The following is an 18810-nucleotide window of genomic DNA, read 5'->3' as shown; positions in this document are numbered from 1 at the left end:
CAATAAACCTTCCTGTGATGGCGCGCGTCGGGACCGACGCGCGCGCGTGACGGAGTTGCTACCGGACGAGAGTACCAACTGAAACGAATTACACACCGGTCACACTGTCCGCGGTTCTCGTTCGCATTCCGCGGTTCTCACTCACTTCGCGCTCACGGGTCGTTCCTCCCCGTTCGCTTCGCGGTTCTCACTCACTTCGTTCGTTCCAAACCGCGCACGTTCCGAACCGCGCTCACTCCGAACCGCGCTCCCGTCGTGCGATGGGAGTGCATCGACGTCAGTGGCTACGAGAAATCTTGGATAAAAAAGGACCGCGCGGGAGCCGCTCGGTTTCCTCGAGTAGCGATCGATCGAATTCTGCACCGACAGTGCGTGCGGCGCGGGACGACGCTAGTCGTCCGACTGGGGCGCCGGCTCTTCGAACTGGTCGGCCGGTCGGTCACTCGTCCGTTCGTCCGGGACGTCCTGTTCGTACTTCGTCACCTCGAGATGGGCGTTCTCCTCGGCGTCGAGCCAGATCGCGATCCCGAGCGCGACCGTCCCGATCAAGAACGCGACGAACGACGCGACGCCAGCGGTGAAGCTCTCGGTCCCGCGCACGCGCCGGGCGAGTGAGGCGATCAGCCCGAAGGTACCGCCCGCCAGTCCGGCCGTTCCGGCCCCGTAAAAGATCACGGCGGGGTGGAACGTCCGGACGACGTAGCTGGTTTTCAGCCGCCAGAGGAAACTCCGGAGCAACAGCATCGAGACGAACCGGACGAACGACGAGTAGCCAATACTGCTCTGCTCGTCGCCGTAGACCGCCGTCATCGGGACGTCGGCCACTCGAAACTCGTTGACGTTGAGGTGGGTCAGAACGTGGTTGAGAAAGCCGTAGTTATCCGTAACCGACTCGAGATCAAGTTCCTCGATCGCCTCGCTCGAGATGGCGGTGTACCCGTTCTGGGGGTCGGAGATCGTCCAGTAGCCGGAGGCGAACTTCGAGAGCCCGGTGAGCATGGCGTTCCCGACGAACCGGAACGTCGACATCGACGCGCGATCCTCGGGTGTCAGCAGCCGGTTCCCCTTCGCGTAATCCGCCTCGCCGGTGACGACCGGGTCGACGATCCGGTCGAGGATCGCCGGATCCATCTGGCCGTCGCCGTTCATCACGGCGACCACGTCGATCCCGTCGGCGACGGCGCGTTCGTATCCCGTCTTGACCGCGGCGCCGTATCCGCGGTTCTCGTCGTGGCGGATCGGCACGACCCGCCGGCCGTCGCCGCCGTCGGCCACCGCTCGTTCCGGTTCGAGAGCTTCTCTCTCGTTGATTCGGGTGGCGACGTCCTGGATGACGTCCCAGCAGTTGTCCGGGGAGGCGTCGTCGACGACGTAGATGCGGTCGACGAACGATGGAATCGTCTCGATGACTCGGCCGACGAACGCGTCCTCGTTGTAGGCGGTGACGACCACGCCGATGGATTGTCCCTTATACATCGGCCCCTCCGTCCGTTCTGCTGGGTTCGGGTTCCGGTTCGCCAGTCTCGCGTCGCGCCGATGCCGCTTCCCCGTCCGAGTCGTCGCCGCCCAGATCGCCGCCTCGAGCGTCGACCGTCGGGGCCGAGCCGTCGTGCGATCCCGCGAACGTGTACTGGCGGTGGGGCGTCTCCGAGAGGTCGAGCGCGTCCCGGCCGTCGACGACGACCATCGGCTCGAGTCGCTCCCACGGAATCCCGTCGAACTCCTCGTGGGGTGTGACGACGATCGCGCCGTCGAACGACTCGTCCGGGAGCTCCTCGAGGGAGACGGGCCGGGCGCCGTAGTCGGCCGGGTCGACCAGCGGATCGACGGCGGCGACGTCCGCGCCGGCCACCGAAAGCGCGTCGATGACGCCGAGTGCCGGTGACGCGCGGGTCTCCTCGACGCCGGGACGGTAGGTGACGCCGAGGACGACGACCGACGCGTCCACGAGGTCGGTGCCGGTCGCCGCGAGTTCGTCCGCGAGCCTGTCGACGACGACCGACGGCATTCGGTCGTTGAGATCCCGCGCCGTCTGCATCACTGGCATCGGCTCCTCGAGCCGGGAGAGCAGGAAGTGCGGATAGTACGGAATGCAATGGCCACCGACGCCGGGGCCGGGTTCGTGGAGCTGACACACCGACAGTCCGTTCGCGGTGTCGATGGCCTCCCGAACGGAGATCTCGAGTTCGTCAGCGAGCCGACCCAGCTCGTTGGCCAGCGCGATGTTGACGTCGCGGTAGACCCCCTCGAACACCTTCACGGCCTCCGCGGTCGTCGCGTCCGAGACGGTGTGGATCTCGTTGCTCGAGAGTTCGTCGTAAACGATTTCGGCCGCGCGGGTGCTCTCCGCGTCGACGCCGCCAACGACTTTCGGGTACGCCCCGCGGATGTCCTGCAGCGCTCTGCCCGACTTGGTTCGCTCCGGGCAGAACGCGAGGCCGAACTCGCCGCGCTCGAGATCGCTCTCCTGGAGCAGGTGCGGGAGCAGGACGTCCCGGCAGGAGCCAGGCGGCAGCGTCGACTCGGCGACGACCAGGTCGCCCGGCGAGAGTCCTGCGGCGATGTCTTCGACGACAGCCTCGACCGTCGTGAGGTCGGGTTCGTGGTCCTCTGAGAGCAGCGTCGGCACGATGATGACGTGGATCCGGGCGTCCTCGGCGGCTGCTGATCCGTCGGTCGTCGCTCCGAGCCGACCGCGTTCGACCTGGTCGGCGACGAGGTCGCCCAGGCCGGGTTCGCCGACGACGTGGCTCTCGCCGTCGTTCAGCCGCTCGACGACGGTCGGATCGATGTCGACGCCGGTTACGTTGCCCGTCGTCTCGGCGTAGACACTCGCCAGGGGGAGGCCCATCTTTCCGAGGCCGTAGACAGCGACCGGGATCTCGCCGTCCGCCAACTGTTCTCTGAGGAGTTCCTCGGAGAGCGTCGAGCCGTACAGTTCGGGCGTCCCGGTCATCGGGCGTTCACCTCCTGTTCTCGCGGTGTCGTCTCGATCCGCGAGTCGATCGCCTGGACCGTCTCGAGCGCGTCGATCCCGTCTTCGGCGGTCACTTCCGGTTCGGTACCCGTCCTGGCGGCCTCGACGAACGACTCGAGTTCGCACCGCAGCGGTTCGCTGACGGAAATTCGCGGTCGTTCGACGACGCTCTCGTGACGGTAGCGGTTCTGCCCGTCGTCCGTGAGGTACTCGGGGTAGGAGTCCCGGTAGATCAGCACGGACTGCTCGAGGTAGTCGACCTCGACGAGGCACTCGCGAGCGGTCACCGTGAGTTTTCGAACCTTCTTCTGGGTCACTCGGCTCGCGGTCAGCGTCGCCACCACGTCGTCGTACTCCATCGTCGCCGTCGCGTACCGGCCGTCGGCCGTCCCGATGGCCGAGATCGACGTCGGGCGCTCGTCGAGCAGCGAGCCGACGATGTCGACGTCGTGGATCATCAGATCGAAGACGACGTTTCCGGGTGCCGTTCGGTTGATCGGCGGGCCGAGTCGCTCCGCCTCGATGCTGATGACGTCGAGGTCGTCGATCAGGTCGTGTACCATCTGAACTGCCGGATTGAACCGCTCGATGTGACCGACCTGCAAGACGAGATCGGACTCCCGAGCCTGATCGGCGAGCGCGCGTCCTCCCTCGAGGGAGTCCGCGATCGGTTTCTCGACCAGAACGTGGACGCCGGCCTCGAGACACGTCGAGACGACGTCGACGTGTACGTGCGTCGGGACCGCGACGGTAACGACGTCACACTGCCCGAGGAGTCCCTCGAGTGTGACGGCCTCGGTGCCGAACTCGCCGGCAACCCGGCGTGCGACCTCGCGGTCGCGGTCGGCGACGCCGACGAGGTCGACGTTCTGTAGTTCACTGTACACCCGCGCGTGGTTCTCGCCCATCGAACCGGCGCCGATGACGCCGGCCCTGACGGTAGATTGGTCTGTCATTGCTGGTCGTAGTGGTTCCGCACCGCCTCGATGACGGTCCGCCGGTCGTCAGCCGAGACGTTCGGGTGGACAGGAATCGAAAGCACGCGGTCGGCGGCTCGTTCCGCTTCCGGGAACGTCGCCGCGGCCGCGCTGATGGTCTCGTAGGCTGGCTGGCGGTGGATCGGTGTCTCGTAATAGATTCCCGTTCCGATATTTTGGTCCTCGAGCGATGCCGCCAGCGCGTCACGATCCGCGGCTCGGATCGTGTACTGGTGGTAGACGTGGCGATACCGCGGCGGCTCCGTCGGCGTCTCGAGCGGCAACTCGGTGAACGCCTCGTCGTAGGCGGCCGCGTGTTCCCGGCGCGCCTCGTTGAACGTCGAAAGCCGCTCGAGTTGCGTGCGGCCGATGGCGGCCTCGACGCTCGTCATCCGGTGGTTGTGCCCGAGCTCGACGTGATCGTAGTCGCCGGTCCCGGTCTCGCCTCGACCGTGATTGACGTACTGCGCCGCACGCTCGGCGACGTCGTCGCGATCGGTCGTGACGACGCCGCCCTCACCCGTGGTCATGTTCTTGGTTGGGTAAAACGAGAAACAGGCGGCGTCGCCGAACGATCCGGCTCGCTTCCCGTTACACTTCGCCCCGTGGGCCTGGCAGGCGTCCTCGAGGACGAACAGGTCGTGTGCGTCCGCGAGGTCACACAGCGCCGGCATGTCGGCGGGGAGCCCGTAGAGGTGGACCGGCAGCAGGCCGACGACATCGTCTCGCTCTTGGACGACGCGCTCGACGTCCGCGGGGTCGAGCGTATACGTCTCGGTATCGATATCCGCGAAAACCGGCGTCCCGCCGGCGAGTCGGATCGCGTTCGCGCTCGCGACGAACGAGAACGGGGAGGTGACCACGGCGTCGTCCTCCTCGAGACCGAGCGCCTCGAGCGCGGTCACCAGCGCGGTCGTCCCGTTGGAGGTTGCGACGGCGTGGTCGGTGCCACAGAAGGTCGCGAACTCGCGCTCGAACGCCCTGACTTCGGGGCCGTCGGCGAGGGCACCGCTCTCGAGTACCGACCGGACGCGCTGGGTGGCGTCCGCACTGAGTTCGGGGTCGGCGATCGGCACGCGATCGTCGCCGTCAGTCGCGTCGGTCGCTTCGATGTCGGTTTCCGCTTCGATACCCGTCTCAGCGTCGATCTTCGAGTTCGTTTCAGCGTCGGTCATACGAGTTGATTCGGTCCCTTCAGGGGGTCGGGCAGCCTCTGCACTCTGGCCGGCGCTCCGACGGCGAGACTGTCAGCCGGTACGTCCTCCGTAACGACGGCGCCGGCGGCGACGAACGCGTTCTCACCGATCGTCACGCCCGGGAGTACCGTCGCGTTCGCGCCGACAGACGCGCCGTCCTCGATCGTCGGTCCCTCGAGACCGTCGTCGGTCCGAACGGGGTATTCGTCGTTCGTCAGGACGGCACCGGGACCGACGAAGACGTTGCTCCCGATCGTCGTCTCGGTCGGAACGTAGACGTTCGTCTGGAGACTGACGTGTGAGCCGATCGTCGTCTGGCCGTCGATGACCGTCTTCGTCCCGACGAGCACGTCGTCACCGATCGTCGTCCCCTCGCGGATCAGAACGTCGTGGCCGGTCGTGAACTCCTCACCGATGGTTACGTCACCGTAGACGATCGAACCGGCCCTGATCGTCGCGTTAGCACCGATTCTGGTCGGTTCGTCGAACTCGCCGTGGTCGACCGTCGCACCGTCGTCGATCGTACAGCCGTCGTCGGAAACGAATCGGCTCACGAGCGCGCACCTCCGTTCGGGGAATCGGTCGTGAGACGTCCCAGAACTCGTCCGCTGTGTCCGTGTTGGTCTATCATAGATACTCGATACCCGCGTGGGCAATCATCCGAATACAGCCGGTAACGAGGCTTTGTTATCCCCGGCCTGACGGCTCCGTAGTCCCGAACTACACCGGCGCCGAGGGACGCGACGCGGGTCGATATCGATCGGATCTGTCGGAGTCGAACACTGGCGTCAGACCCGGTCAGCTACCCGAAACCGTTGAGAGAGACGTCAGTCACGAGTCCCAACCGGTACAAATCGGTTTCGAGAGGGTAGCCGCGAGATAGTAAAGGGCCACAGTGTGGCACTCGGTGTTGTGAGTTATCCGACTACACCCGGTTCACGGGCACGGGATTCCGGATCGCGAGGGCAGCCATGAGTGACCGAGAACTCAGTCAAGCCGAACTGTTCGACGTCTTTAGCAACGCGCGACGACGCCAGGCGGTCAGGTACCTGAAACGACAGGGCGGCGAGTGCGATCTCGCGCCGCTCGTCGAACAGGTCGCCGCCTGGGAGAACGATATCGGATCCGACGAGGTAACGCGCACACAGCGACGTCGGGTCTACATCTCGCTGTACCAGACCCACCTGCCGATGCTCGAGGATCACGGGATCGTCGACTGGGATCCGGACGCGCACGCGATCGAACTCGTTCCGAGCAACGAGGTGTTCGAGCCGTACCTCGATCGCCGGCTGGACCACCAGCGTCCCTGGCACCGGCTCTACGCGGCAGTCACGGCGCTCGGCGTGATCGGACTCGTCGTCTCGTGGCTCTCCGTCGGACCGGTGACGACCGCCGTTGCACCACTCGTCGCACTGGCGCTCTGTCTCGCCATCCTCGCGGTGTCCGTCGCTCAGCACGTCTCGAGGCGACCCGACCTTCGCCTGCCGTTTGGAACCACGAGCCGGTAACCTGCCTCTCCTTCGAAACGATTTGACCGACGGTTCCGGCAGCCGGACCGATCCTGCGTCTGTCGATCACGACCGACCGTGACAGCGCTGTGAATCGACTTCTCTCGGCACGACAGCGACTGACAGTGACCGATGCCTATCGTCGTCTCACTCGAACGAGCCGGAACAAGGCCGATCCGTTCGTGCTGTGGCGTCAGCGGCGTTCCGTCGAGAACACAGCGATATGGAGGTCGGGCCGATGGGACGGTCCGTGCGATCAGGGAGGACGACCACGACTGGTCGGAGTCACCGCGATCTCACGAACACCGTTCAGAAAGTGCACACGAACCCGCACGTTGCCTCCGTGGTCGTTCGAGACGGCGACGCCGTCTCGTGATCGAGAGACCCCTTCGGATCCGCGGACCTCGCGGGAGCGACACTCCCGCTTCGTGACGAGAGAGCGAAGCTCTCTCGAACCGATCGCCATAGCCGAATCCCCCAACGGAGGAATCCTCGGCTGTAGTGCGGGGAGAATGTCAATCGTCAGATTCCGGGTCGTCGGTAACGGTCACCCAGAAGTACGTGTCCTCGTCTGCGTTCTCGTTCGTCGGCTCTGTCGGTGGTTCGTCCTCGAAAAGGAGCACGCTGATCCGAACGGTCTCCCCGCTCTCGGCGGCCGGCGTAATCATCTGTTCGCCGGTTCCGGTCGATCCCGCCGAGATGCTCGCATCGACCTGTCCCAGCTCCGTGCGGTCGACGACCTCCCCGTTCTCGATAGTCTGCTCCTGGACGACGATCGTGTACTCGCGGTCGTCGTCACCGCCGTTTTCGACTGCGATCGTTACGGGAACCGACTCTCCCGGTGCGACCTCGTCTGGCAGTTCACCGGCGACGAGGTCGCCGTCCTCGTCCTCGGTGTAGAGTGATAACTGGTCGTAGCCGCCGGTCGACGCCGGCATCAGAAACGCGAACAGCAGGGCACCGACCGCCAGCACGATCGCCAGCGTCAGGACGACCGACGACACCATCGCGGCACGGCTCTCGGTCCCGCGCAGTCGCTCGAGCGACGATCGCAGCGAGACGGAGAACCGTTCCCGTTCGGGTGTCTGCAGTCGCCGGATGACGCCGAGTTGCGCCAGGACGACGGTGACGACCGCGAGGCCGCCCGCGATCGCGGCCGGATCGAGTCCCCAACCGGCGAACGGAAGTGCGATCACGACGGCGGGACTGATCGCGAGCGAGAGTGCGAACGCGAGACCGAGCCGTTCTATCCCGTCGATTCCGCCGGGTCGGCGGTCGGTCGCCACCGGGGCCGTCTGCCGGGCGGTCCGCTCACTGGCCGGAAACAGCATCGACACGAGGGCGTACCCCGGAAAAAACAGCGCGATCGGGAACATCACCAGCAGGCGGGGGAGCGTTCCTGCGTCGAACGAAACGACGACGAAATACGAAAGGATCGCGGCGAGCGAGACGACGGCGAGGTCGAACGGATATCGACGGAGAAATCCGAACCGAGTCTCCGTGTTGGTTGGGTGGCTCATTGTCGACACACCACGGTTGATCGAATACGACTCGACTCGACGGCTAAGGATGCCGAAACCATTCTCGAATCGTTGAATTAATTCGCCCTCTGTTGCTTTGTTATGCCCGTATTACCGGGTTCTGACGGTGATCTTCGCTCCTAAAGAAGGAGGGGACGAGCCGCGGATCTCGAATCGGTGTCGATTCGCGGCGCTCCAGTCGACTGAGCGCGGATGCTCTGCCAGCGAGATCGATCTGAGAGGCACTACCCGACCAGGGTCAGAACTCGACGTACTGTTCTTCCCACTCGCGCCGATCGTCGATCTGCTGTCGGCCGGCATCCGTGATCGCGTAGTAGTTCGTTCGCCTGTCCAGTTGCCCCTTTTCGACGAGTTCCTTGTTGACGAGCGTATCGAGGTTCGGATACAGCCGACCGTGGTTGATCTCGGAGCTGTAGTACTTTTCGACCTCGTCCTTGACGGTTTGCCCGGACGGCTGGTCGGCGCCTGCGATCACGTACAGGAGGTCACGCTGGAAGCCGGTCAGATCGTGCATTGCTCAATCACAGTGACCGTTCCATTGAGTGGATATTTGTTATCCGTATCATACAGCTCTGTTAGTACTCCTTTCAGAATTGTTCACCCGAATTAAAATGGTATTTTCGTGAACGCCACCGATTCGAGAACATCACCACCAGCCGTCGAACGGACGACCCTCCGGACGAAACCGACCGGAACAGCCGATCGATACAGCCGTTAGCCGTCGACCTTCGAGATCGAAACGTCGATCCCGCTCGCGTCGATCTGTACACGCAGCCTGTCCACCGTCGCTTCGTAGGCGGTCGTATGAGAGCCGTCCTCCTCGAACCGCACGCACTCCGTGAGGAGGTCGCTCTCGAGAAGGTTGTTGATCCGCCGATAGACGGTCGCCGAGGAGCTTTCCGTCTGCTTCGTCAACTCCTTCGCTGTTTTCGGTCCGTCGCTCGTCGCGACGAGGATCATGCGGGCGCAGTCGTCGCCGAGAACGTCGAGCTGCGCCGAAGGGTCGGGAGTCGATTCCGTTCGTGTATTGCTCGCTTGTGTTGACATAGTCGTGTTCACCCATTTTTCCGGGTCGTGTTCGATCGCTGACGAGGGGGGCGATCCCAGCAGGTTGACCCGTGGCATGCTGCCGTCGCGGGAATCTCCGCCACGCTCTAGCGAGACGATCAGTAAGCGATAACGGTATTTTATAACGATGGACCTTACACCGAGTTGCAAAATCCGTCTTCGAGGAAATTTCTGATTTCGGTTGAGAAACAGGTGATTTCGACCATCACGAAACACGATAGCTCACGACGATCGGTAAAGAATGCAAGCCAATACGATTGAATTCACGTTGAGGCTGACACTGTTCCGTATCATAGAATCGGCGGTTCGAGGCTCCTGCTGCTGATATACGGCAGGAAACAACGGATTTCCAGGATTTTAGACCCGGACATCGAGTGAACAGTCAACGTCCTTTATTCGCATCTACCCCCCTGCACCAAACTGAGGCCGGACGAGCGGCGTAACGATGGTCACGGCAGGTCATACCGCTACCCGTCCGCGTACACACACCCCCTATCAATCCATGAGATCCACACAGCACGACTGGAAACCGATGGAATCGTCGACAGCAGGCGCCCGCTGTCGAAACTGTGGGACACACGTGACTCAGCAGTTCGCTCGTGTGTTTGGAGACAACGGCGACGTCGTCCACGGCTGTCCCGCCTGCACGACGTATCGAGAGATGCAATCCGGCGGTCACCTTCCGGGTGACTGAGTAGTTGCTAGCACGCTATTTCGTCCGTTCCAATAATTCATTTCTGCATCGGTACTGTTTGATGGAAGACAATGTTTCTGATCTGATGATTCGGGAATTAATACCTCAGGTTAAAGTTAGTGGTCAGCGAAAAGGTACGTATATGTCCGAGGGTGGTGGAACGGTTGACGAGAGCGCGTTTTCGGGTTCTGCTTGATCAATGTCTGTCCAGACGAACCGAACTGAGTCGCTCGAGGAAAGCGAGGTGTTTCACATCCTCGGCAACGACCGACGCCGGTCGATCGTCCAACTACTCGCCGAGGAGTCGGGCCAGGTCGACGTTTCCGACGTCGCAACGGAGATCGCGGCGGCCGAATCGGACTCGACACCCGTTCCGAACAACCTCTACAAGAGCGTCTACGTCTCCTTGCAGCAGACACACCTGCCACAGCTGCAAGAAGACGCCGTCATCGAGTACGACTCGGACGCGAAGACGATCCGACCCGGTCCGAACTTCGACGACGTTCTCGGGTACGTCGACGGGAGCACGACCAACCACTCGTCTATCCTGCAACTCCACCTCGGGCTCTGCCTGCTCGGGCTGTTCCTGATCGCCCTCGCCGGGGTCGACGCCCTGCCGCTCTCGAGTCTGGATCCGGTCCTCTCGAGCGTGCTCGTCTTGCTCGCCGTCGCCGCGAGCAGCCTCTACCGACTGCTGGGGTAAGCGATCAGCGCGGCGGCTCGAAATAACGCAACACCACTCGGTCGGTTTTTGAAATCTTCCTCGGGTCGTACTCCTGGGTTCGTACTGAGAGTCGGCGCTCCGTCAGCGCCACATAAAAAACGTGCCGTCCGTTGGACGATAACGACCTAGACCGCGCCGGCGAATCCGAGGGCGGTCTCGACGTCGTCCTCGTCGTCCTCAGCTGGCGCATCGTCTGCATCCTCCTCGTCAGCCGGCCCCTCTTCGACGGTTAGCGTCGCGGTTTGCTCCGTGTCCTCGGTGAACACGCCGTGGGTGTAGTCACCCGGCTCGAGTGCTGCCGTATCGATCTCCTCGAAGGTGATCGTCTCGCTGTCACCCGCACCGAGAGTCAGCTCCTCGCTCGCGAGCGCCTCACCGTCGACGCGGAACTCGACCGTCTGTGTGGCTTCCTCCTCGCCGGCGTTCGTGATCGTCGCCGAGACGTCGATGACGTCGCCTTGCGTCACGGTCACGTCCGTGGGCTCGAGATCAGCGACCTCGAAGACGGCCGCTTCGGGCTCGTCCTCGACTGGCTCTTCCTCCACGGGTTCTTCCTCAACCGGTTCTTCCTCGACTGGTTCTTCTTCAACCGGTTCGTCGACTGGGTCCTCCGTAACCGGGACCTCGTCGAGGAAGAGGAAGATGGTCGCCTGCTCGATCGTGATCTCGAGGCGCTGGTCGTCGGCGTCGTCCTCGAGTTCGTCGTCCGCAGCCGCCTCGTCGTCATCGGCCATCTCGTCGTCGGCGTCGTACTCGTCATCGGCCGCATCGTCTTCGACGCCGTTCTCCTCGAGGTCGTCGTCGGCCATCTCACCGTTCATCGCGCCGTCCTGAACGACGACGAAGACGGTCGCCTGTTCGATGGTAATCTGTCGCTCGTCTACCGCATCCGCGTCGTCCTCGACCTCGTCCGCATCGGGTTCTTCGTCGTCAGCGGCTTCGTCCTCGATCTCATCGTCCGCCTCGGCTTCGTCGCCGACCGTCTCGTCAGCCGGCTGGACGTCGTCGACGACGACGAAGATCGTCGCGCGTTCGATCGTGAGACCGTCACCAGTGTCGTCCTCCATCGGCATCTCTCCGAGTTCGTGGACGACGACGAAGACGGTCGCCTGTCCGATCGAAACGTCGTTCATCAACTCCTCCTCGGACGCGTCGACGGTGTCGTCACCGATCGGCGTAATCGTCGGTTGTTCGATGGTGAGTTCGATCTGGTGGTCAGCAGGCGGCGCTTCGCGATCCTCGTCTGGTTCGTCGTCGGTCACGTCCTCGCCGTCTGCTTCGGGCTCGTCTGCCTCGGCGTCGTCGTGAGGCATTTCGCCCGCACCGGGCATCTCGTCGAGGCCCTCGACGTACGTGAAGATGTCCGCCCGTTCGATGAGGATGGAGATCGCGTCCTCATCGACGGCTTCCGGCTCCTCCTCTACGGGCTCGTCGTCGACTGGCTCTTCTTCAACCGGCTCCTCCTCGACGGGTTCTTCGGGCTCATCGACCGGCTCTTCTTCAACCGGCTCATCGACCGGCTCTTCTTCAACTGGCTCCTCCGCTAGCTCCTCCTCGAGGGTGACGACCGCCTCGTCGGTGACGGGTTCGTCGTCAGCCGTGAGGTACGGACCGTCCTCCTCGCCTTCGGTCTCGACGAAGTCGTACTCCTGGTTATCGTTCGTGTCGCGATGTGGCATCGCGATCAGGGTTTCCGCTTCCTCGAGCGGCTCGTCGAGTGCGACCTCGACGTCCTCGTGGGTGCCTTCCTCGAGGAACTCCGAGACACCGATGACGCTTCCGAGTGCGTCACCAGCGAGCAGGCTGCTGTCGTGGATCGTCACGAAGCCACCGTCGACCATCGAAACCTCGTCGACGACGACGCTCTCACCGTCGCTCTCCTGATCTTCGAAGGTTACGTGTGCAGGCTGCTGTTCGTCGGGTTCATCGTCCGGTACCTCGTCAGCATCGTCCGTTTCGCCTTCGGCCGTCTCATCCTGCTCTTCGTCCGACTCTTCGTCCGGAACCTCGGTCTCGTCCTCACCGGCGTCAGTGTCGTGCTCGTCGACGGTCGTCGCGGCTGTCGCGCCGACGACCATCGCCCCACTCGAGCTCACCAACATCAGTACAGTGAGTAGTACGAGTAACTGATTGCGTGCGTTCATATTATGCCATACTGGCAATCGCCAGTCAGCGGTCGAACGCATAAAGTGCTGCAACCGTCTCGTCTGGAAAGTATACAATTTGTCGAGCTGATGATCTACAGCGTCACCGCTACGACGGGAAAACCACGATTGCAGATAGAACGATCCTACTCGTTTTTCGGCTGTTCGGGAGATTTCGACGCCGTCGGTTCGTGGCCCGGTAGACAGACCAGGTTCTCCCGCCCGAGACGAAGCTTCGTGATCTGGTCGTCGTCCTCGAGTTCAGCGAGGAGACGACTGACTTTCGCTTTCGACCAGTCGACCGAGTCGACGATCTTCGATTGTTTCATTCGTCCGCCGTTTTCGCTGAGCAGTTGACGAACCCTCTCCCGATCTGTCACGAAGTCCTCGTGTTGCTGTGGCTCCGAATCGCTCGTGATGGAACTGCTCTCCAGGAGCCGATTTCGAGCCGCGAGGGCCCCACCGAGTAGTGCGAGCGCGACGATGCCGACGACGGCCGCGAAGTGTGGATTCCAGGTGAGTTGGAGAACTGTCGAGAAAACGGTGCCGTCGGAAACTGACACGGATGCCGGGTTGGTTGATCCACTGGTCGACGGTACGTGCGCGAGGGGAACAGGGAGGTGGTTGCTCATGGTATCTGGGTAGATCATTGGGTGGTCACTGTGTACCGCGGAGTGGTCGTCTTACGGAGAACCGTCGACAGCACCGCACAAAGTATTTTTTATAATTCATATATTGTTATTGTTTCATCGTTATGTCATAGAAAACGTAGTCTCAGCCGATCCGACCGAACATGAGTGAAGACTGAAACGAAACACAACCGTTTCCGAGCAGTGTTCTTTCAACGGCGACGACCACCGACTCTATGGATTAGCTGTCGGTTCCAGTGTTCGCCAGAAAACACTCACCGTTCGTTCACTTTCGCCGATCGCTTCGTCAGTTTCTGCGAGACGGTGATCGCGTCTCCGTAGCGAACGGAGAGATAGTATCAGACGCCCGGCACGCCGGCGGCCTCGAATCCGGTTACGCCCAAGAACGCGAGCACGTAGAGGACGACCAGCACGGAGAGCCAGGCGACGATCGTAATCGCAGCGGCATCCACCCAGCCGCCGGGGTAGCGGGCGTTGATGACCGCGAGATACGCGATGAAGACCAGGAGCGGACCCAGGAGTGGAATCCAGCCGAAGAAGAACCCGACGAGGGCCCAGACGATTGCACCGATCAGGGCGGTGATTAGTGCGTACGTGTAGTCTTCGGTATCGACGACGACCTTCGCACCGAGGAAGATGCCGAACGCACCGATCAGGAGGCTGACGAGGAATACGATGAGGCTCTCTATCATGAGTGACCGAAGGATGTCGGAACCGTTAGTTATCTCTCACCTACGCGAATGCGAAGGGACGTTGAACCGACTGCTGTACATCGATTCTTCCGGTTTCGGTCGCTGAGGGGCACAATCTCCAGATACCTGTGTAAAGTGGCTCTTACAGGTACAGCGAGCAGAGGGTTTCAGCGGGAAACCGTTCACTTGCGCAGGGTGAGCCGATCGTTCGAGAAGGTGTGGTTCGGCTGGTCGCTGTCCCGGTCGGCTGGGGCGAAACGGTCACCCGTACAACGGTCAGTTCGGCCGGTTAATCCATCTCGGCGATGGGTTCGTGACCGGTCGGAGCCGTGATGAGATCGGGGTCGTTATCAACGAGCGATCGAACGCCCGACTCGAGGTCGACCCGCGCATCGTACCCGAGCGTTCGGTTCGCCTTTTCGGTATCGGCACCGCTGTGTCTGATATCGCCGGTGCGTGGCTCGCGGTGGACGATGGACGACGACGAGTCCGTCGCATCTCGGATCGTCTCCGCGAGTTCCCTGATCGTGATTCGGTCACCCGTCCCGACGTTGTACGCCTCGCCGGTTTCCTCGGTCGTCGCCGCCAGCAGGTTCGCCTGTACGACGTCGCTCACGTGAACGAAGTCTCGCGTCTGCTCCCCGTCGCCGTCGATCGTGATCGGGTCGTCGGCGCGTGCTTGCTCGAGAAACGCCGAAATGACGCCGCTGTAGGGGCCTTGCTGGCGCGGTCCGTAGACGTTGAAGTATCGCAGCGCGACGGTCGGCAGGTCGTACAGTTCCGCGTAGCGGCGGGTGTACTGGTCGAGCGCGAGTTTCTGGATACCGTACGGCGAGGTCGGCTCCGTCGCTGCCGTTTCGGACACCGGAAGCTCCGCGGGATGGCCGTAGACCGCCGCGCTCGAGGCCGTGACGACTCTGGCGTCTTCCTGGCGGGCCTGCTCGAGTACCAGAAGGGTCGCGTCGACGTTCGTCCGGTTGCTCTGTCGGGGAGCGGCGACGCTCTGCGAGACGCTGACGACCGCGGCGTGATGGAAGATCACGTCGACGCCGCGAGCCGCCTGCTGGAGAGCGATCGGATCGCGAACGTCCCCTTCGACTACCGTCACGTCCTCGGGCAGGTGCGTTCGGTCCCCCGTCGAGAAGTCGTCGAGCACCCGAACCTCGGTGTGAGGTGCCAACGCCTCGACGAGGTGGCTGCCGATGAACCCTGCACCGCCGGTCACGAGCACGGTTTTGTCACTGATCGCTGACGAATCCATTTATCCGGTCGACGAGCTCCGCGCCGTTTAGTATAGCACTCGTACCGATTTCGCTGTCGATTCTACGCCCGGCCTACGGATATCTAGTGCTGTCCTAGATATCTCGTCAGCGCTCGAGTACGGGTGCGACGGGCCAACAGAAGCTATATCCGACCCTGCTGGATAGGTGGTGGCAATGACCGTGGATCTGGTCGTGCGCAACTGTACCGTCGTGACGCCCGCCGGACGGACCCCCGACGCAGGCGTCGCGGTCGAGAACGGGACGATCGTCGCCGTCGGTCGAAGCGACCGGCTTCCCGAGGCCGAGCGGGTCGTCGACGCCGACGGAAACGTGCTCGTTCCCGGTATCGTCGACTGTCACATTCACAACCGCGAACCCGGCCTCGAGTACAAGGAGGACTGGGAGTCCGCGACACGGGCGGCGGCCGCCGGCGGCGTGACGACCGTCGTCGGGATGCCCAATACCGACCCGGTTATCGACCGACCGGAGCATCTCGAACTGAAGTACGAGCGCGGCGAGGCGTCGGCCCACGTCGACTTCCAGAGCTACGCCGTCGTCACATCTGAGAATCTCGACCTGATCCCCGCACTCGACGAGACGGGTGTCCTGGGGTACAAGGTCTTCCTCGGTTCGACGGTGGGGGACGTCCCGCCGCCGAGCGACGGCGAAATACTCGAGGCGATGGAGCGGATCCGGGAGACCGGCAAGCGACTCGGCTTCCACGAGGAGAACGGCGAGATCATCGACCACTACACGGAGCAGTTCCAGGCCGCCGGCAAGAACGACCCGATCCACCACTCGCACTCCCGTCCAGTCATTGCCGAGCAAGAAGCCGTCGAGCGAATGATCACCTTCGCCGACGAGACCGGCGCGAAGATTCACATGTTCCACGTCTCCTCGGGATCCGCCGCCGAGGCCGTCGCCGGCGGAAAGGACCGCGGCGTCGACGTCACCGCGGAGACGACTCCTCACTACCTCTGGTTCACCGAGGACGTGATGCGCGAGAAGGGTAACGTCGCCCGGATCCAGCCGCCGATCCGCGATGCCGAAGAGCGTGCGAAACTCTGGGAGACCGGAATCGAAAACGGCGCAATCGACTGCTTCGCGACCGACCACGCGCCCCACACCCCCGAAGAGAAGAAAGTCGACGACCCGTTCGGGAACACCTGGGACGCGATCTCCGGCTTCGTCGGCCTCGAGACCGAGGTCCCAGTCATGCTCACCTTCGTCGACCAGGGTCGGTTCACGCTCGAGGAGTGGGTCCGCCGCCACTCGACCAGACCCGCCCAGGTCTGGGGCATGTACCCCCAGAAGGGATCCCTGCAGGTCGGTACCGACGCCGACTTCACGATCGTCGACCCCGGCGCGGAGTGGACGCTCGAGAACGCCGAGGAACTCCACTCGAAGAACTGCGTCACGCCGTTCGAGGGCGAGACCTTCACCGGGAAGACGGTCGCGACGGTCGTCCGCGGCGAAGTCGTCTACGAGGACGGCGCGGTCGTCGGGGAATCGGGGTACGGGACTCGAGTCGACGTCGAATAGCGGCCAGTAGACGGTTTCGAAGACGGATCAATCTCGGTCGGCCGTCGGTCCCCGCGTCTCGACGAGGACCTTGTACGCCGTCGCGACGACGCCGAGGAAGACGGCACCGGCGCCGCCGATCGCGAACGCCAGTCCGGAGACGACGAAGACGCCCTCGGACGAGGGCGAACCGAACTGCAGTGCGAGCAGAGCCGTACCGCCCTGCGCGGCGAGCCAGCCGACGACGATCAGCCCGAACAGCACGAGATACTCGCTCGAGAACGCGTATCCGAGGGCGTCGTCGGCGTCTATGCGGTCTCGATTCGTATCGGGAACGGACACGTTCTGGAAATGTGATACGATCGTGAAATAGTTTCGGGGTAGGTCTCCTACCCGAGATCCGCGCCGACCGCGTCCTCGACCGACGAGAAGCCGTCGCGCTCGAGCAACTCGACCAGCCCCTGATTAATCTGCTTCGCCGTCGACGGCCCTTCGTAGACGAACCCGGTGTACAACTGCACGAGCGACGCGCCCGCGCGAATCTTTTCGTAGGCGCTCGCCGCGGAGTCGACGCCGCCGACGCCGACGATCGGCAACTCGCCGTCAGTGTACTCGGCCAGCGTTCGAATGACCTCGGTCGATCGGTCCTTGAGCGGCTTGCCGCTGAGTCCGCCCCACTCCTCCTGCTGTGGCGATTCGAGTCCCTCGCGGCTAGTTGTCGTGTTCGTCGCGACGATCCCATCCAGATCGAACTCCTGGACGATGTCGACAAGGTCGAGGATCGACTCCTCGGGCGAGTCGGGGCCGATCTTGACGAGGATCGGGACGTTCCTGTCGTTTTCGGCCTCGAGCGTCTCGAAGATCGTCCGCAGGTGTTCGGGCGAGCCCTCGTCGAACTCCTCGGGCGTGTTCGGACAGGAGACGTTGACCACGACGTAGTCGGCGAAGGGCGAGAGCCGATCGAAGACCCGGCGGTAGTCCTCGATCGCTTCGGACTCGTTCGAGGAGTTCATCTTGCCGACGTTGACGCCGAGCGGAATGCTGGGCGTCCCGTCCTGCTCGAGTCGTTCCTTCACGCGCTCCATTCCCTGCCCGTTGAAGCCCATTCGGTTGACCATCGCCGTATCCTCCCGCAGACGGAACAGCCGCGGTCGGTCGTTACCCGGCTGGGGGTACGGCGTGACGGTGCCGATCTCGACGAATCCGAAGCCGAGCGCCTCGAGCGCGTGCGTGACCTCGGCGTTCTTGTCGAACCCTGCCGCCACGCCGACGGGGTTCGGGAACGTGGTGTCGAACAGGTCGACCTCGAGGGTGGGGTGGTCGTACCGGTAGGCGGCCGACAGCGCCGTCCGGGTCGGCCACGTCGACTGGGCGGCTCGAAGCGTCCGCTTGCCGAGGTCGTGGGCCGTCTCGGCGGGGAGTTTGAACGCGACCGGACGAACCCGCGAGTACAGCGTCATTTGCGCGTAATCGGGACGGCGTGCAGGTAAATCTCCCGAAGCGAGGCGCTGTCCGAGGTGTCCGAGTCGAACCGGCGGACAGACTGTCCGCTCGACTGAACGGCCCGTGGCGGGTTTTTGCTCCTGCGGGTCGTTCGAGTAGCGAGACCATGGTCGAAGCCTACCTGTTGATCACGACCCCCGCGGGAACGGCCCGCTCGGTGCTGTCCGAGATTCGCGATCTCGAGGCGACGAGGCGAGCGAACGTCATCGCCGGCGAGTTCGACATCATCGCTACCGTCGAAGCCGCGGACACCCAGGAGTTGCTAGTGCTGGTCACGGAGGAGATTCAGTCGCTCGAGAACGTTGGACGGACGCGAACCTGTGTCGTCCTCGAGTAGCGAAGGCGGAGCGGAG

The 18810-nt window shown here is 63.2% G+C and carries 19 protein-coding genes; 5 read left to right on the top strand and 14 right to left on the bottom strand.

Going from position 1 to position 18810, the window contains the following annotated elements; genetic code table 11:
* Window positions 1-390: 390 nt before the first annotated feature.
* From CV102_RS16165 to CV102_RS16145, 5 genes are read right to left on the bottom strand one after another with little or no spacing between them, the layout of a single operon-like run.
* Window positions 391-1476 (bottom strand): glycosyltransferase family 2 protein, encoded by a 1086-nt coding sequence (locus tag CV102_RS16165; RefSeq protein ID WP_148859050.1) that lies wholly within the window; start codon window positions 1474-1476, stop codon window positions 391-393.
* Entirely contained in the window at window positions 1469-2956 is a 1488-nt protein-coding gene (locus CV102_RS16160; protein WP_148859049.1) for a nucleotide sugar dehydrogenase, read from the bottom strand. Before CV102_RS16160 ends, CV102_RS16165 begins: the two co-directional genes overlap by 8 nt.
* Complete coding sequence (locus CV102_RS16155; protein ID WP_148859048.1) at window positions 2953-3933, bottom strand: Gfo/Idh/MocA family protein; 981 nt, start codon at window positions 3931-3933, stop codon at window positions 2953-2955. The genes CV102_RS16160 and CV102_RS16155 overlap by 4 nt, the downstream gene beginning before the upstream one ends.
* Window positions 3930-5129, bottom strand: coding sequence for a DegT/DnrJ/EryC1/StrS family aminotransferase (locus CV102_RS16150; protein WP_148859047.1), 1200 nt, complete (start codon window positions 5127-5129; stop codon window positions 3930-3932). Before CV102_RS16150 ends, CV102_RS16155 begins: the two co-directional genes overlap by 4 nt.
* Window positions 5126-5704 (bottom strand): acyltransferase, encoded by a 579-nt coding sequence (locus tag CV102_RS16145; protein WP_148859046.1) that lies wholly within the window; start codon window positions 5702-5704, stop codon window positions 5126-5128. The genes CV102_RS16150 and CV102_RS16145 overlap by 4 nt, the downstream gene beginning before the upstream one ends.
* Before the next feature lie 417 nt (window positions 5705-6121).
* Between CV102_RS16145 and CV102_RS16140 the strand changes: the two genes are divergently transcribed.
* Complete coding sequence (locus CV102_RS16140) at window positions 6122-6658, top strand: DUF7344 domain-containing protein (protein ID WP_148859045.1); 537 nt, start codon at window positions 6122-6124, stop codon at window positions 6656-6658.
* Window positions 6659-7173: 515 nt separating this feature from the next.
* On the opposite strand, the gene CV102_RS16135 is transcribed toward CV102_RS16140, so the two are convergent.
* The 3 genes from CV102_RS16135 to CV102_RS16125 form a co-directional block, all read right to left on the bottom strand.
* Window positions 7174-8178, bottom strand: a complete 1005-nt coding sequence (locus CV102_RS16135; RefSeq protein ID WP_148859044.1) for a DUF1616 domain-containing protein — start codon at window positions 8176-8178, stop codon at window positions 7174-7176.
* A gap of 259 nt (window positions 8179-8437) precedes the next feature.
* Window positions 8438-8713, bottom strand: a complete 276-nt coding sequence (locus CV102_RS16130; protein WP_148859043.1) for a PadR family transcriptional regulator — start codon at window positions 8711-8713, stop codon at window positions 8438-8440.
* Window positions 8714-8913: 200 nt separating this feature from the next.
* Window positions 8914-9246 (bottom strand): winged helix-turn-helix domain-containing protein, encoded by a 333-nt coding sequence (locus CV102_RS16125; RefSeq protein WP_148859042.1) that lies wholly within the window; start codon window positions 9244-9246, stop codon window positions 8914-8916.
* A gap of 523 nt (window positions 9247-9769) precedes the next feature.
* Between CV102_RS16125 and CV102_RS26655 the strand changes: the two genes are divergently transcribed.
* Both CV102_RS26655 and CV102_RS16115 read left to right on the top strand, forming a co-directional pair.
* Window positions 9770-9961, top strand: coding sequence for a DUF7563 family protein (locus CV102_RS26655; RefSeq protein WP_148859041.1), 192 nt, complete (start codon window positions 9770-9772; stop codon window positions 9959-9961).
* A gap of 199 nt (window positions 9962-10160) precedes the next feature.
* Window positions 10161-10664: a DUF7344 domain-containing protein gene (locus CV102_RS16115; RefSeq protein WP_148859040.1), complete on the top strand. Its 504-nt coding sequence runs from the start codon at window positions 10161-10163 to the stop codon at window positions 10662-10664.
* Window positions 10665-10810: 146 nt separating this feature from the next.
* Here CV102_RS16115 and CV102_RS16110 read toward each other — a convergent pair whose 3' ends face one another.
* The 4 genes from CV102_RS16110 to CV102_RS16095 form a co-directional block, all read right to left on the bottom strand.
* Window positions 10811-12787, bottom strand: coding sequence for a DUF7282 domain-containing protein (locus tag CV102_RS16110; RefSeq protein WP_449289632.1), 1977 nt, complete (start codon window positions 12785-12787; stop codon window positions 10811-10813).
* Window positions 12788-12975: 188 nt separating this feature from the next.
* Window positions 12976-13461, bottom strand: a complete 486-nt coding sequence (locus CV102_RS16105) for a helix-turn-helix transcriptional regulator (protein WP_148859038.1) — start codon at window positions 13459-13461, stop codon at window positions 12976-12978.
* Window positions 13462-13817: 356 nt separating this feature from the next.
* Entirely contained in the window at window positions 13818-14171 is a 354-nt protein-coding gene (locus tag CV102_RS16100; protein ID WP_148859037.1) for a hypothetical protein, read from the bottom strand.
* A 289-nt stretch (window positions 14172-14460) separates the two neighbouring features.
* Window positions 14461-15432 carry an NAD-dependent epimerase/dehydratase family protein gene (locus CV102_RS16095; RefSeq protein WP_148859036.1) on the bottom strand — a complete coding sequence of 324 codons (972 nt, stop codon included), beginning with the start codon at window positions 15430-15432 and terminating at the stop codon, window positions 14461-14463.
* 175 nt (window positions 15433-15607) lie between these two features.
* Here CV102_RS16095 and allB point away from each other — a divergent pair, with 175 nt between their 5' ends.
* Window positions 15608-16975 carry an allantoinase AllB gene (gene allB / locus CV102_RS16090; protein WP_148859035.1) on the top strand — a complete coding sequence of 456 codons (1368 nt, stop codon included), beginning with the start codon at window positions 15608-15610 and terminating at the stop codon, window positions 16973-16975.
* 27 nt (window positions 16976-17002) lie between these two features.
* Here the strand turns inward: allB and CV102_RS16085 are convergent, their stop codons facing one another.
* Together CV102_RS16085 and CV102_RS16080 are read right to left on the bottom strand one after the other, a co-directional pair.
* Window positions 17003-17296, bottom strand: a complete 294-nt coding sequence (locus tag CV102_RS16085) for a hypothetical protein (RefSeq protein ID WP_148859034.1) — start codon at window positions 17294-17296, stop codon at window positions 17003-17005.
* A gap of 47 nt (window positions 17297-17343) precedes the next feature.
* A complete protein-coding gene (locus CV102_RS16080; protein ID WP_148859033.1) occupies window positions 17344-18414 on the bottom strand; it encodes a quinone-dependent dihydroorotate dehydrogenase in 1071 nt (356 codons plus the stop codon).
* A 149-nt stretch (window positions 18415-18563) separates the two neighbouring features.
* On the opposite strand from CV102_RS16080, the gene CV102_RS16075 reads away from it, so the two are divergent.
* Entirely contained in the window at window positions 18564-18794 is a 231-nt protein-coding gene (locus tag CV102_RS16075; RefSeq protein ID WP_148859032.1) for an Lrp/AsnC ligand binding domain-containing protein, read from the top strand.
* Window positions 18795-18810 lie beyond the last annotated feature (16 nt).

This window comes from Natronococcus pandeyae, assembly GCF_008122205.1.
Lineage (GTDB): Archaea > Halobacteriota > Halobacteria > Halobacteriales > Natrialbaceae > Natronococcus > Natronococcus pandeyae.
The sequence above is the reverse complement of the archived record's forward strand: the minus strand, read 5'-3'. Positions and strand labels throughout refer to the sequence as shown.